Here is a 13687-nt window from a genome sequence, read left to right as displayed (position 1 = left end):
CGTTCGGGTCAGACGTACGACTCGGCGAGGCCGACGAGGGTGCGCACGCCGAAGCCGGTGCCGCCCTTGGGCCAGTAGCCCGTCGGGGCCTTGTCGTTGTAGGCCGGTCCCGCGATGTCGAGGTGGCTCCACGGGATGCCCTCGCCGACGAACTCGCCGAGGAAGATGCCGGCCGTCAGCATGCCGGCCTCGGCGCCGCCCTTGTGCGCGAGGTCGGCGTTGATCGAGTCGAGGCCCGGACGCAGCTCCGTCGGCAGGGGCATCGGCCACATGGCCTCGCCCACCGCGGAGGCCGCCTCGAGGACGCGCGTGCGGAAGTCGTCGTCGTTGCCCATGACGGCCGCCGTGTTGGCGAGCGCGACGACCTGCGCGCCGGTGAGGGTGGCGATGTCGACGATGGCGTCGGGCTTGCTCTCCGAGGCGAGGGCGATGCAGTCACCGAGGACCATGCGACCCTCGGCGTCGGTGTTGAGCACCTCGACGGTCGTCCCGCCACGCATCGTCACGACGTCGCTCGGACGCTGCGCCGTGGAGCTCGGCATGTTCTCGGCGAGACCGAGGTAGCCGGTGACGGCGATGGGCAGACCGAGCTCGGCGATCGCGAGGACGGCGCCCGCGACCGCAGCAGCGCCGGCCATGTCGCACTTCATCGTCAGCATCCCGTTGGCCGGCTTGATGCACAGGCCGCCGGAGTCGAAGGTGATGCCCTTGCCGACGAAGGCGATGGACGCCTTGGGCCGCGACGGCGTGTAGCTGAGGACGGCGATCCGCGGCTCGTTGGCCGAGCCCTGGCCGACGCCGACCGTGCCACCGAAGCCGCCGGCGCGCAGCGCCTTCATGTCGTAGGACTTGAGCTTGACCTTCGTGCCCTTGATGCGGTCGGTGAGGGAGTCGACGAACGTCTCCGGGTAGAGCAGGTTCGGGGGGAGGTTGACGAGGTCGCGGGTGTACGCGACGGCCTCGCCGAGAGCGGCGGCCCGCTTGACGGCCCGGCGGGACGCGGCGTCGGCCGGGCCGACGAGCGCCACGGCCGCGACGGCGTCGGTGCTCCTCGTGCCCGCCTTGGACACGGCGTACGCCCCGAGCGCCACGCCCTCGGCGACGGCGGAGACGAGCTCGACCGACGTGCCGGGCACGACGACCGCGACCTTCTTCTTCCGGCTCAGCGAGCGGATCGCGCCGCCGACGCCCTTGCGGACGTCCTCGAGGGCCGAGGGGTCGGAGGACAGCGGGCCGACACCGGCGAGGACGACGAGCTTCGCGGCGACCTCGGGCACGGCCGTGAGGGTGGTGACCTCACCGACCTTGCCGGCGAGCTCGAGGTCGGTGACGACGGACTTGAGGTGCGCGACGGTCTTGCGGGGGAGGCCGTGGCCGGGGGCCAGGGTGGCACCGCCGTCGCCGGGGACGAGCGCGACGACGAGCGCGTCGCCGGCCGTGTCGGCGGCCGAGCGGTTCGAGATGGTCAGGTTGGCCACGAAGGACTCCTTTGTCGAGGTGCTGTCGGGCGCACGGGTGACAGCACGTCCTGAGGGGTGTGTCGATGGTGCGCCGGCCGGGCACGGGTTCGTGCGCCGGTCGGCCTCACGACACCGCCGCTGTTGGCGGCGTTCGATGATAACGAGCGAGGGGGGCGGACCCGGTGAGCGGTAGGTTGGCGCCCATGACGACAGCGACGTCGGGGACGACCTCCCCGCTGACCTCACCCCTCCACGACCGCCACGTCGCCCTCGGCGCCAAGATGGCCGACTTCGGTGGCTGGGACATGCCGATCGAGTACCCCGGCGGCGGCGTCGTCGCCGAGCACACCGCCGTGCGCGAGCGCGTCGGCGTCTTCGACGTGAGCCACCTCGGGAAGGCCTCGGTGACCGGTCCCGGGGCGGCCGACTTCGTCAACACGTGCCTGACCAACGACGTGCGCCGCATCCAGCCCGGGTCGGCGCAGTACACCCTCTGCTGCGACGACGCCGGCGGCGTCGTCGACGACCTCATCGTCTACCTCAAGGCCGACGACGACGTCTTCCTCATCCCCAACGCGGCCAACACTGCCGAGGTCGTCCGTCGCCTCCAGGCCGCTGCGCCCGAGGGCATCACGGTGACCAACCTGCACCGGGACTACGGCGTCATCGCCGTCCAGGGCACGAAGAGCGACGAGGTGCTCGAGTCGCTCGGGCTGCCGACCGGCCACGACTACATGTCCTTCGTCGAGGCGGACTGGCAGGGCCACCCCGTCATCGTGTGTCGCACCGGCTACACCGGCGAGCGCGGCTACGAGCTCGTGCCGCAGTGGGACGACGCGCCCGCCCTGTGGGACGCGCTCGTCGAGGCGGTCGCGCCGTTCGAGGGCAAGCCGTGCGGCCTCGGTGCGCGCGACACCCTCCGCACGGAGATGGGCTACCCGCTGCACGGACAGGACCTGTCGCTGCAGATCTCACCCGTCCAGGCCCGCGCCGGCTGGGCCGTCGGCTGGAAGAAGGACGCCTTCTGGGGCAAGCAGGCCCTCGAGGCCGAGCGCGCCCACCCGACGCGCCTCATGCGGGGCCTCCTCGTCACCGGCCGCGGTATCCCCCGGGCCCACTGCACCGTGTCGTGGAACGGCGCGGCCGCCGGCGAGGTCACCTCGGGCACCTTCTCGCCCACCCTCAAGCAGGGCATCGCCCTCGCCCTCCTCAACCCCGAGATCGCCGACGGCGAGACGGTGTCGATCGACGTGCGTGGCCGCGCGCTCGAGGCGACCGTCGTCAAGCCGCCGTTCGTCCAGGTCCAGGTGCGCGAGGCCTGAGCCTCCTTCTGCGCTGACGTATGCCGTGTGGCGCACTCAAGCGGCCACCCGGCATACGTCTCGGACGGGCTCAGCGGCCGCGGACGGCCGCGGCGGCCTCGACGATGTACGGGGCGCTGACGAAGTCGACCCCGACCTCATGGGCGAGCGCTGCCCTCTGGTCGGCCTCGGCCTCGGTCAGGTGGACGCCGGCAGGGTCCTTCTCACCCCGTTCGTCGAGGCCGGACTGGTGCCAGAGCGTGGACGCCCCGAGACGCCGGGCCTCCTCGAGCAGGCGCGGCATGTCGTCGATGGGGCGGTGGCTGTAGACGATGTCCGCGTGGTCGGGTAGGCCGGACACGCGCTCGGTCTCCTGACGACCGTCGACGAGTCGGGTGACATAGAGGTCGTCCGGCTGCGGCCCACCCTGGAAGGTGATGTCGAGCCCGGCGCCGACGAGGGCGTTCGGGACGTCCTCGGACGGCCAGTCGTGGAGCACGACGGTCCGGGCGGTTCGCAGGATCTCGACAGGGTCGGTCATGGCGCTACCTCCGTGGTTTCGGTCCAGCTGTGCGGTCGGGTGCGATGGTGGTGCTGCGTCGGGTTGTCGGTCGTCGTCGCACCAGGAAACGAGCCAGCCGATGACGTTGGGCCAGAAGAGGAAGGCTCGATCGCCGTCATCGCGCAGGTACTGGTGCAGCCGCACGGTGGTGCCTGCGGGGGACCGGTCGAAGCTCACGTCTGTCTGGCTGTCGTCGACGATGCCGCGGTAGGAGAGCCGGACCCCCGGCTCCCACACGGTGATCTCGGCGATGACGAGCTCTCCGTCGGGATAGACCTCGAGCACGCGACCACCGGGTCGGCACTCGACACGCATCGTGGGAGAGCGGCGGGCGTCGAAGAAGTTGATCGGTCCGGGCACCCACCACTCGCTGATCTCGGCCGTGAACGCCTCGAAGGCGCGGTCGGGCGACACCGCCACCTCGACCTCGGCGCGGGCCTCGGGGCGGCCGGGCGGTGTCCCGGCGCCGCCATGCGAGATCATGAACCCGCCTCGACGTGCGCGCGGAAGGCAGCGAGCTGCTCGTCCCACTGGGCCTGAACCTGGTCCATCCAGGCGCGGGCCGCCACGAGGCCGACGTGGTCGAGCGCGAAGACACGACGGCGGGCATCTCGCGGGTCGCGGGTGTCGGTGACGAGGCCGACCTCGTGGAGGGTGCGCAGGTGTCTGCTCATGACCGACGGCGAGACCGAGGCGAGCCGGGCGAGCTCTCCGGCGCTCAGCGGGCCCCCGGCCAGAGCCTTGACCGTCGCGAGCCGTACGGGGTCGCCGAGGGCCGCGAATCGCTCAGCCTCAAGACCATCGTGCATGGCCGCAATATTTCACGATATTGACAAGTAATCAAGGGTGTCGACACCCGCTGCCGCGTCGTGCCGGATCCGCGTTCCGAGCGCGGGGCGTCCGGATCCGCTAGTCGCGCAGGGAGAAGTGGCGCCGGCCGTGGCGGTCGAGGATGCCGGCGAGACGCTCACCGTCGAGCGCATGGATCGTCAGTCCGTCGCGCCCCTCCATCGTGTCGGCCTGGAGCATCGCGTTGAGGATCGCCTCCGCCGTGGCCTCGATGACGGCACCGAACATCGCGTCGAAGTACTCGAGCGCGAGCATCTCGACCTGCATCCCGATCTCGGTGCGCGCTCCGGGGCCCTGGTCGGGCATCCCGTGAGCAGCCGTCGAGAAGGCGATCATGAGGTCGCCGGAGTAGTTGTCGCCACGGGCGCCGAACTTGGCGATGCCGAGTCCGGCGCGCTGGGCGAGACGGTTGAGCTGGTGGGGCAGCAGGGGCGCGTCGGTCGCGACGACGGCCAGCACCGAGCCCGTGCCTGGCGGCGGGACCCGGGTGATCTCCGACATGCGGGGGAAGGGCACGACCTTCTTGGTCAGCACGTGGCCGACCGGCACGCCGTTGACCTCGAAGTGCTTGCGGTCGCCGTGGTTGGCCTGCACGAGGACGCCCACGGTGAAGTGCCGGTCGCCGAGGTCGACGACCCGGGAGGCGGTGCCGGTGCCGCCCTTGAAGCCGTAGCACTGGGTGCCGGTGCCGCCGCCGACGTTGCCCTCGGCGATGACGCCGCTGCGGGCGTCGTCGAAGGCGGCGTGTACGTGCTCGCGGGTCACGTGCTGCCCGCTGATGTCGTTGAGGATGCCGTCCCACGTCTCGCCGACGACGGGCAGCATGATCGGCATCCGCCCCGGCAGGCGCGTCTCGCGTGCGATGAGCGAGTCGCGCACGACGCCGACGCTGTCGGTGTTCGTCAGGGCGATCGGGCTCGAGAGCATGCCCGACTCGTGCAGCCACTCGAGACCGGTCAGCTCACCGAAACCGTTGAGGCGGTGGTAGCCCGCGAAGACGGGCTCGGTGGAGGCGCGGCCGCCGTGGGGGAGCACGACCGTGACACCGGTGCGCACCGGGCCCTGCCCGACGGTCATCTCGCCCTCGCCGTGCACGATCGTGCTGTAGCCGACGCGGACGCCCTCGACGTCGGTGATGGCGTTCAGTGGACCCGAGCGGCCCGTCCCGATCTCGATCCCGACATCGGTGGCTCGCACGCGGTCTCCTCCTCGTCCACCCGCGGACCGGGAGGACCGGTGCTGCGGCTACGATCTGGCTTGTCGATCTGGCATGTCACCGAGCGGTCGCCCCTCGCTGCCGAGCGGCGCGACCCACGATGTCGAGAAGGGTAACCGCTTTTGTCTGACGCACGCGATCCGCTCCGCGCCCGCCTGGCGCTCGCCACGGGACGGTCGGCCGGACGGCTCTCGCAGGCCCTCGGCAAGGGCTCGGGCTCCATGATCGGAGGCCGCCTCGCCCTCCGCGTCGACCCCCAGGTGCTCCGCGCCGTGGCCGGCGACCGGCGCAGCGTCCTCGTCACCGGGACCAACGGCAAGAGCACGGTGACGGCGCTCGTGGCGGCCGCCATCACGCCCGGCGGCACGGTCGTGAGCAACACGACCGGCGCCAACATGACCGACGGCATCGTCACCGCCCTGTCGGCCGACCGCACCTCCGAGCTCGCGGCCCTCGAGGTCGACGAGGTCTACCTCGAGCAGGTCGCGCGAGGCACCCGGCCCCAGGCGGTCGTCGTGCTCAACAGCTCGCGCGAGTACACCCGCGGCGTGTCCCTCAAGAGCACGCTCGAGCACTGGCGCCGCACGGCCGCCGCGCTCCCGGACGACTGCGTGGCCATCGTCAACGTCGACGACCCGCTCGTCAGCTGGGCCTTCGAGACCGCTCCGCGTCGCGTCGGCGTCAGCGGTGGCCTCTACTGGCGCGGCGATGCCCTCATCTGCCCGGCGTGCGGTTCGGTCCAGGACTTCACCGACGACTCGTGGAGCTGCCCCGGCTGCGGGCGGTCGCGTCCCGCGCCCGACTGGAAGGTCGTGCCGGACGGGGACGGCTGGGCCGTCGAGCACGACGGTCGGCGCACCCGCATCGAGGTGACCGTTCCGGGACGCACGGGGCCCGTGGGGGGTGCCTTCGCGCTCGCCGCCGCGGACGCCCTCGGTGTCGACGTCGCCGAGGCCGCCGAGCGGGTGAGCGCCGTCGCCGACGTCGACGGCCGCTATGCGCCCTACCGGTTGGGCGACCACGCCGCTCGCCTGCTCATGCTCAAGAACCCGGCCGGCTGGGCCGAGGCCATCGACGTCGCCGTCTCCACCGAGCGTCCGCTCGTCGTGGCCGTCGACCCGTTCGGGCCCAAGGACACCGCCACGATGTGGGAGGCGCCGTTCCAGCGTCTCGCCGGTCAGCGGGTGGCCGTCACCGGCGGACGCACGGCGGACGCCGTGGCGATCCTCGACGCGGCAGGCGTCGACGTCGTCGAGGCACCCGACATCGAGTCCGCCGTCCGGGCCCACGCTCCGGGTGAGGTGATCGTGGCCTGCAACTACCCGGCCTTCCGACGCATCTCGAAGCAGTTCCGAGGAGGCACCCATTGAGCCGGACCCTCACCGTGGCCACGCTCTTCCCGCTCGCCACCGTCGCCGCGGCCGACGAGGCCAACGCGAGTGCCCTCGTGCGTCGTGGCGCCGCGCGTGACCTCACCGTCGAGACCGTCACCGTCGACCGGGCCGACTCCTTCGTCGGCGCCGACGTCTACCTCGTCGGCGGCACGGGACGCGGCGGCGTGGCCGCACTCGTCGAGGCGCTGACCTCCACGGACCTCGCGGCGCGGGTCGCAGACGGCGCCGTGGTCCTCGCGGTCGACGCCGGTCTCGACGCGATCGCGCGATCGTGGGTCGACCCGTCCGGTGCCCGTCACCAGGGACTCGGTCTCGCACCCGTCACCGTCCACTCGGCCCCCGAGGTCACCGGCACGGTCGTCACCCGGCCGGACGCCTCCCTCGACCTGCCCGCCCTCATCGGGTGGGAGGCCCACGACCTGCGGACGGTCCGCGAGGACGACGCCCGCGCGCTCTTCACCCTCGAGGTCGGCGCGGGCAACCGCACCGACGAGGCCGTCGGAGAGACGTCGGAGGGCGTGATCGCCGGCTCGGTCATCGGCACGCGGCTGCACGGCCCGCTGCTCGCCCTCAACCCCGAGCTGGCCGACCTCGTGCTGGCACGCGCCACGCAGCGGTCCGAGCCGTGGCCCGCCCTCGAGTCGCCGGCCGTCGAGCGCGCCCGGCGCGAGCGCATCGCCGAGGCCCGGCGCACCGCGCCGAAGGCCGAGTGGCGCAGCCGCCTGCCGGGTCCCGTCGCAGCCCGCCTCCGCCGCTGACCCACCCCGACTCCAACCGTCGAGAGGCCACAAGTGGCCGCCCGGCAACCGTCGAGAGGCCGCGAGGGGCCGCCCTGTCGTCGTCGAGAGGCCAGCTCTCGCTCGGTCAGTAGTGGCCTTTCGAAGTGAGGGATGCGGCCAGTAGTGGCCTTTCGACGTGAGGGATGCGGCCAGAGGTGGCCTCTCGACGGGTCAGGGGTGGGGGAGGGCGGTGACGACGAGCGAGGCGGTGACGAGTCCGGCGGCGAGGGAGATCTCGATCGCGGCACCGATGACGTCGCCGGTGACGCCGCCCAGACGACGCACCGCGTGGCGTCGCGTCACGACGGCTGTGACCACGCTGACCAGGACGACCGCAACGGCTCCGAACCCGGCAGCCCACCACGAGACCCCGGCCACGGCAGCCGCGAGGCCGGCGACCCCGATCGCGGCGATCACGCTGACCACGGCGACGAGGCCGACCAGGCGCCCCCGGCGGACGGTGCCGGCGACTCCCTGACCGAGTCCCTCGGAACGCGCGGGAGGTATGCCGTCCCGCGCGCACACCGCGCACGCGAGCCGGCTGGCCACGAGGGCCACGACGGCCAGGGCCGTGCCCCATTCACCGTGGAGGAGGACCGAGAGGCAGGCGGCGTCGAGCAGGAGCACGAGGACGACCGCCGCCGCTCCCGCTGGACCGGTGTCGCCCCGTCGCATGACCTCCAGCGACCGCGCCGGGTCGTGGCCGGAGGTGAGCCCGTCGGCGAGGTCGGCGAGCCCGTCGAGGTGGAGGGCCCGCGAGAGCAGCGCCGTGACGATGAGCCCGAGCACGGCCACCACGGCCGCAGGTGCCCAACCCATGGTCGACGCAGTGCCGAGGGCGACCCACCCGACGAGGGCAGGTGCCGTCGTCACCGGCGCGAGGAGCATGGCCTGGCCGAGGACGGTGCGGTCGACGTGAGCCGGTGGCCCGACGGGGATCGCGGTGAAGGTGCCGAACGTGAGCCGCCAGGCGTCACGCATCGAGCGTCCTCGGCCTCGGCTCGCGGGGCACGACGGGCGCCCCGCTGAGGTCGACGACGCGTCCCGCGACGACGAGGTGCACCTGGGCCGCCACCCCGCCGACGAGCGCGTTGAGCCGACCCAGCTCGTCCTGGAACAGGCGTCCGGAAGCCGTCGTCGCCACCAGGGACCAGCCGACCTCGTTGGTGACGACGACGACGGGCACCCTTGCGGCGCAAAGCGACTCCACCAGGCGATCAGCCTCACGGCGCACCGCGTCGGCCGCTGCGACGAGGTCGTCCCACCCGGCGTCGTCGACGAGCGCCGTGAGCCACGTGCCGAGGCAGTCGACGAGCACCGGGCCCGTGGCGGCGCGGATGGCACCGGCCACGTCCGTCGTCTCGAGGGTCCGCCACGTCCCGGGTCGGCGGGCTCGGTGGTGCGCGACGCGTCGGCTCCACTCGGGGTCGGTGGGGTCGGCCGTGCGCCCGGTCGCCACGTAGGTGACGTCCTCGTGCCCCTCCAGCAGGTCCTCGGCGTGGCGGCTCTTGCCACTGCGCACCGGACCGGTGACGAGGGTGGTGGTCGAGGCCGCGCCCGGATGGGTCACCGGGCACCCCCGGCGTCCTGGAGCGGCGCCACGTGGCCCGACCCGGTCGCGGCCGCCGGCTCGAAGACGACCGGCACCCCGAAGGCGGCCCGCCGCGCTCCCCGCCGGAAGACCCGCAGCAGCGCCGGACCGGCCAGCACGACGAGGAGGGCGTTGAGCACCCCGCGCGGCAGGTCCCAGGCGAGGGACGTCGCGAGGTAGAAGAGGGCGTAGTGGGCGAGGTTCTCCGAGAGGGGTGCGCCGGGGACGAAGCCCATCCCACCGGGCGCGGTGGTCCCGAGGAAGGGCCAGAACCAGAGGTTCATGAAGAGGCCGAAGGCGAGCCCCGTCACGAGGGCGTATGCCGCGAGCACCCACCGCTCGGCGCGCCCTCCCGCACGTGCGGGCAGCAGACCGGCCCCGAGGCCGATGCCTCCGGCGCAGATCATCTGGAAGGGCAGCCACGGGCCGACCCCGCCGGTCAGCAGGGCGCCGGTCGTGACGGCGAGGGAGCCGGACACGAAGCCGACGCCGGGGCCGAGCACGCGACCGGCGACGATGACGACGAAGAACATCGGCTCGAGCCCGGCGGTGCCGGCGCTGAGCAGCCGCAGACCACCGCCGGCCGCGGCGGCGACACCCAGGACTGCGATCGTCTTGGCGTCGAGGCGCCCGGCCGTCACCTCGGCGAGGCACACGACCGCGAGCAGCCCGAGGAGGACCGCGAAGAGCCAGGGCGCGTCGTTGCCGTGGTCGCGCGCGAAGTCCCCGCTGACGAAGAAGGGCCAGGTGAAGGCGACCAGGCCGACGACACCCACCACCGCGACGGCCACGACCGCCGGCCAGCGCAGGGGGATGACGCGGCGGCCGGTCATGCGATCCTCGCGAGGGCGCCCGCGACCTCGGCGACCGTGAGCCAGGTCTGGGGGAGGAGCACCTTCGTCACCTGCGGGGCGAACGCCGGCGACGAGGCGAGGACCTCACGGGCCGCGCCGTCCGTGACGACCTCACCGTCGGCGAGGATGACGACGCGGTCGGCGACCTCGGCCGCGAGCTCGACGTCGTGGGTGGCGAGCAGGACCGTCGTGCCCTGGGCGGCGAGGCTCGTCAGCATCTCGCCGAGCCGCTTCTTGGCGCCGTAGTCGAGACCGCGCGTGGGCTCGTCGAGCAGGAGCACCTCGGGTGACCCGGAGAGGATGACGGCCAGGGCGAGCTCGAGGCGCTGGCCCTCGGACAGGTCGCGCGGGTGCACGGCGGGGTCGATGCCGCCGGAGATGCGGTCGAGCAGGCCACGGGCCGTGCCGGGTGCAGCCCCGAAGTCGTGGTCGGCCGCCGCGCACTCGGCGGCGACGGAGTCGGCGTAGAGGAGCAGCTCGGGCTGCTGGGGCACCAGCCCGACGGTGCGCACTCGCTCCCGCGCGGACCGGGTGTGCGGGTCGATGCCCTCGGCCCCGACGCGCACCCGTCCCCCGGCCAGCCGGTGCTGGGCCGCGATGGCGCCGAGGAGCGTGGACTTGCCGGCCCCGTTGCGTCCCATGAGCGTCGTCACGGAGCCCCGGGCCACGGCGAGGTCGACGCCGTCGAGGACGACCCGGCCACCGCGCACGACGCGGACACCGGTGGCGACGACGGCGTCGGCGGGCCCGATCACCCTGAGGTCGGTGACCGGTCGCGGCGCGCTGGTGCCGAGGGCCTCGCGCAGGGCGGCGGCCTTGCGGCGGGCGTCGCGGATCGACAGCGGCGTGGGCGACCACCCGACGAGGCGGGAGAGACCGACGACGGGCGGATAGATCTGGGAGCGGAGCATCGCCTCGGCAGGGTCGAGCAGCTCGGACACGCGGCCCTCGTCGACGAGGACGACGCGGTCGGCGTGGTGCACGACGCGCTCGAGCCGGTGCTCGGCGAGCACGACCGTGACGCCGAGGTCGTGCACGATGCGATGGAGCGACGCCAGAACCTCTTCTGCCGCAACGGGATCCAGGGCCGACGTCGGCTCGTCGAGCACGAGGACCCGAGGGCCGGCGGCGAAGAGCGCGGCGATCGCGACGCGCTGCTGCTGACCGCCGGAGAGCGTGCGCAGCGCCCGGGCGCGCAGCGGCGTGAGCCCGAAGAGGTCGAGGGTCTCCTCGACGCGGCGGCGGATCGTCGTCGAGTCCAGTCCCATCGTCTCCATGCCGTAGGCGACCTCGTCCTCGACGACGTCGGTGACGAACGTCGACGACGGGTTCTGCTCGACGAGGCCGACGACCGTCGCGAGGTCGCGCGGCCGGTGCTCGGCGGTGTCGAGGCCGTCGACGGTGACGCGACCCGTCAGGGTGCCTCCGCTGAAGTGCGGCACGAGCCCGTTGATGGTGCGCAGCAACGTGGACTTGCCGCTCCCCGTGGGGCCGACGACGAGGACGAGCTCACCTTCTGGGATCTCGAGCGTGACGTCGTGGAGGCTGTGAGCCGGGGCATCGGCGTACTGCACCGACACGTGCTCGAAGGTGATCACGGTGCGACCTCCCGGGGACGGGGCGTGAGCCAGGCCGGCACGGCGGCCACGAGCACGGCGAGCACGGCGAGGAGCGGCACGGCGGGCAGCTCGGCCTGCTGGCTCGGCACGACGCCGTCCCAGCCCTGCACGGAGGCGATGACGAGGACGGCGGCCGGGACGGCGCCCGCGACGACCGTGACGGTCTCGGTCCACGTCCACCGGTCGCGGCGGTGACCGGACCGGGGGTCGCGGGACGCGCCGACGAGGAGGCTCGAGCCGGCCAGGAGTGCGCCGAGCACGAGGACCGGTAGCCCGAGCACGCCCCCGGCGGAGGCGTCGAGCAGGCCGTAGAGCCCGGCGAGGACACCGACGAGGCCGGCGAGCGCGAGCCCCGTGGCTGCCCTGCGGCTCGTCGTCGTGGAGCGGACCGCGCGGCCGTAGCCGCGCGACTCCATCGACGCCGCGAGTCCGAGCGACCGCTCGAACGCGGTCTCGAGGACGGGCACCGTGAGCCGGGCCATCTCCCGCAGCCCTCGACCGTCGCGACCGCGCAGCGTGCGCGCGGCTCGCACCTCGCGCGCATCGGTGAGCAGCTGCGGCGCGAACGTCAGCCCCACGACGACCGCGGTGCCGACGTCGTAGAGCGTGGCGGGCAGGTAGCGCAGCAGTCGACGCGGGCTCGCGAGCGCGTTCGCGGCACCGAGGCACGCGAGGACCGCGGCGAGGCGCAGGGCGTCGTAGGCGGCATACAACAGCGACTCGAGCGTGACCGTGCCGCCGATGCGCACGCCGGCGGCCCAGTCCGGCAGCGGCACGCTCGGAAGGGTCATGACGACGGTCTCGCCGACGATGCCGTTTCCGAGCAGAGCCGTCATGACGATGCGGAACGCGACGACGACGGCGCCGATGACGAGGAAGGCCGGCAGCGGGTTGACCGTCGCGGGGTCGTGGCGCTCAGCGACGACGAGGACGCAGACCCCGATGACGAGCAGCAGCAGCACCGGGTTGGTCGTGCGTGACGCAGCCGTGGCCAGGCCCAGCCCCCAGAGCCACCAGGCTGCGGGGTGCTGGAGCCGGGCCTTGAGCCGGAGCCGCGTCACGCTCGTCGTGGCTCCTCAGGCGTCCTGGCGGGCGCGGGAACGCGAGCGCACGAGCAGGTAGCCGACGAGGGCGAGCAGGACGAGGCCCGCGATGACGTATGCCGTCACGTTCGCGCCCGAGGACGCGGTGGTCGCCACGGCGACGTCGGTGCTCGAGGCGGCAGGCGCCGACGCGGAGGCCGACGGTGTCGCGGCCGGGGCCGCGATGGTCACCGGCTCGTCGGCGGCCTTCGCCTCGGGGCTGACCTCCTTGACGGCACCGCCGCAGTCGGTCGTCGGGTAGCCGTCCACACCGCAGACGAGGCCCTTCTCGGTGCGCACGTCGCCGGCGGCGGCGAGCACGACGGCGCTCGTGGCGTCGGCGGCGACGACGGCACACAGGGCCTTGGGCTCGGGCGGCGTGGCGCCGTCGGCGGCGTCCGCCGGGCGGCCGAAGTCGACGACGAGGCCGACGCGCTTCTTGCCCGTCTGGGCGGGGGTCGTGCCGCAGAGCTCGTCGAAGGTGAGGACGGCGCGCGGGTAGCGGGTGGAGGCCTCGTCGGCGACGGCGAAGCGCCAGCCGTCGACGCTGCCGTCCTTCGGGACCGTCTGGTCCGGGCCCTTCTGCGCGAAGGTCCAGGCGCCGTCGGAGAGCTGGTAGAAGCCCCAGTAGCGATAGGCGGCTGCGTGCGCCGGCGCGATGGTGAGGGCGGACAGGCAGGCCGCGACGAGCGCGGCGAGGACGACCCGGAGCGGGGCACGACGGGCAGGGGACACGGTTTCCTCCTCGCGGTCGGACACCATGTCGGGTCTGCTGGCTGAGGCCGGCCCGGCGGGGTGACTCCGGTCCGCATTCCACGACAGACTGACAAAGGAGCCGGTGGGACGCGGGTTTTCCGGCTGGTCACCCCGGGCCGCGCAGCGGCGGGAGGTGGCTTCACGGTTGCGGGTCAGCGCCGGAGTCACACCGGCTTGCCCCATCATCCTTCGGTTAGGCGAACCGTCGCACGCGGGGCGTCCGC

General features: G+C 73.3%; 13 protein-coding genes and 1 riboswitch. Of the genes, 3 read left to right on the top strand and 10 right to left on the bottom strand.

Features of this window, described 5'->3' with window-relative positions; translation table 11 throughout:
- Nucleotides 1-8: 8 nt before the first annotated feature.
- Nucleotides 9-1478, bottom strand: a complete 1470-nt coding sequence (locus tag ASD90_RS15015) for a leucyl aminopeptidase (protein ID WP_056758195.1) — start codon at nucleotides 1476-1478, stop codon at nucleotides 9-11.
- A gap of 185 nt (nucleotides 1479-1663) precedes the next feature.
- On the opposite strand from ASD90_RS15015, the gene gcvT reads away from it, so the two are divergent.
- Nucleotides 1664-2782, top strand: coding sequence for a glycine cleavage system aminomethyltransferase GcvT (gene gcvT, locus ASD90_RS15010; RefSeq protein WP_056758192.1), 1119 nt, complete (start codon nucleotides 1664-1666; stop codon nucleotides 2780-2782).
- Between the two features lie 70 nt (nucleotides 2783-2852).
- Here the strand turns inward: gcvT and ASD90_RS15005 are convergent, their stop codons facing one another.
- The 3 genes from ASD90_RS15005 to ASD90_RS14995 all read right to left on the bottom strand — a co-directional run bounded on the left by ASD90_RS15005 (nucleotide 2853) and on the right by ASD90_RS14995 (nucleotide 5369).
- Nucleotides 2853-3806: a hypothetical protein gene (locus ASD90_RS15005; RefSeq protein WP_056758188.1), complete on the bottom strand. Its 954-nt coding sequence runs from the start codon at nucleotides 3804-3806 to the stop codon at nucleotides 2853-2855.
- The gene (locus ASD90_RS15000; RefSeq protein WP_056758185.1) at nucleotides 3803-4132 is read right to left on the bottom strand and encodes a helix-turn-helix transcriptional regulator; all 330 of its coding nucleotides are present in this window, start codon (nucleotides 4130-4132) and stop codon (nucleotides 3803-3805) included. Before ASD90_RS15000 ends, ASD90_RS15005 begins: the two co-directional genes overlap by 4 nt.
- Nucleotides 4133-4232: 100 nt before the next feature.
- Nucleotides 4233-5369, bottom strand: a complete 1137-nt coding sequence (locus ASD90_RS14995) for a P1 family peptidase (RefSeq protein WP_056758181.1) — start codon at nucleotides 5367-5369, stop codon at nucleotides 4233-4235.
- Between the two features lie 141 nt (nucleotides 5370-5510).
- Here ASD90_RS14995 and ASD90_RS14990 point away from each other — a divergent pair, with 141 nt between their 5' ends.
- Nucleotides 5511-6758: a Mur ligase family protein gene (locus ASD90_RS14990; protein ID WP_056758179.1), complete on the top strand. Its 1248-nt coding sequence runs from the start codon at nucleotides 5511-5513 to the stop codon at nucleotides 6756-6758.
- A complete protein-coding gene (locus tag ASD90_RS14985; RefSeq protein WP_162260210.1) occupies nucleotides 6755-7540 on the top strand; it encodes a hypothetical protein in 786 nt (261 codons plus the stop codon). The genes ASD90_RS14990 and ASD90_RS14985 overlap by 4 nt, the downstream gene beginning before the upstream one ends.
- Nucleotides 7541-7732: 192 nt before the next feature.
- Here ASD90_RS14985 and ASD90_RS14980 read toward each other — a convergent pair whose 3' ends face one another.
- Genes ASD90_RS14980 through ASD90_RS14955 form a run of 6 tightly spaced genes read right to left on the bottom strand, consistent with a single transcriptional unit; the run spans nucleotide 7733 to nucleotide 13442 of the window.
- Nucleotides 7733-8542, bottom strand: coding sequence for an adenosylcobinamide-GDP ribazoletransferase (locus ASD90_RS14980; protein ID WP_056758173.1), 810 nt, complete (start codon nucleotides 8540-8542; stop codon nucleotides 7733-7735).
- Nucleotides 8535-9131: a bifunctional adenosylcobinamide kinase/adenosylcobinamide-phosphate guanylyltransferase gene (locus ASD90_RS14975; RefSeq protein ID WP_056758170.1), complete on the bottom strand. Its 597-nt coding sequence runs from the start codon at nucleotides 9129-9131 to the stop codon at nucleotides 8535-8537. Before ASD90_RS14975 ends, ASD90_RS14980 begins: the two co-directional genes overlap by 8 nt.
- Complete coding sequence (locus ASD90_RS14970; protein ID WP_056758167.1) at nucleotides 9128-9985, bottom strand: ECF transporter S component; 858 nt, start codon at nucleotides 9983-9985, stop codon at nucleotides 9128-9130. The genes ASD90_RS14975 and ASD90_RS14970 overlap by 4 nt, the downstream gene beginning before the upstream one ends.
- Nucleotides 9982-11604, bottom strand: coding sequence for an ABC transporter ATP-binding protein (locus ASD90_RS14965; protein WP_056758163.1), 1623 nt, complete (start codon nucleotides 11602-11604; stop codon nucleotides 9982-9984). The genes ASD90_RS14970 and ASD90_RS14965 overlap by 4 nt, the downstream gene beginning before the upstream one ends.
- Entirely contained in the window at nucleotides 11601-12686 is a 1086-nt protein-coding gene (locus ASD90_RS14960; protein WP_056758160.1) for an energy-coupling factor transporter transmembrane component T, read from the bottom strand. Before ASD90_RS14960 ends, ASD90_RS14965 begins: the two co-directional genes overlap by 4 nt.
- A 15-nt stretch (nucleotides 12687-12701) precedes the next feature.
- Nucleotides 12702-13442, bottom strand: coding sequence for an SCO2322 family protein (locus ASD90_RS14955; protein ID WP_235506683.1), 741 nt, complete (start codon nucleotides 13440-13442; stop codon nucleotides 12702-12704).
- Between the two features lie 110 nt (nucleotides 13443-13552).
- Nucleotides 13553-13666: riboswitch (cobalamin riboswitch) on the bottom strand.
- Nucleotides 13667-13687 lie beyond the last annotated feature (21 nt).

Source organism: Terrabacter sp. Root181, assembly GCF_001428505.1.
Taxonomy (GTDB): domain Bacteria; phylum Actinomycetota; class Actinomycetes; order Actinomycetales; family Dermatophilaceae; genus Terrabacter.
Note: the sequence above shows the minus strand (reverse complement) of the source record. Positions and strands in the feature narration are given on the sequence as shown.

Excerpts from the sequence above, each read along its gene's own strand:
- gcvT (WP_056758192.1), top strand. The coding sequence starts at position 1,664 with ATGACGACAGCGACGTCGGGGACGACCTCCCCGCTGACCTCACCCCTC.
- ASD90_RS15005 (WP_056758188.1), bottom strand. The coding sequence starts at position 3,806 with ATGATCTCGCATGGCGGCGCCGGGACACCGCCCGGCCGCCCCGAGGCC.
- ASD90_RS15000 (WP_056758185.1), bottom strand. The coding sequence starts at position 4,132 with ATGCACGATGGTCTTGAGGCTGAGCGATTCGCGGCCCTCGGCGACCCC.
- ASD90_RS14980 (WP_056758173.1), bottom strand. The coding sequence starts at position 8,542 with ATGCGTGACGCCTGGCGGCTCACGTTCGGCACCTTCACCGCGATCCCC.
- ASD90_RS14970 (WP_056758167.1), bottom strand. The coding sequence starts at position 9,985 with ATGACCGGCCGCCGCGTCATCCCCCTGCGCTGGCCGGCGGTCGTGGCC.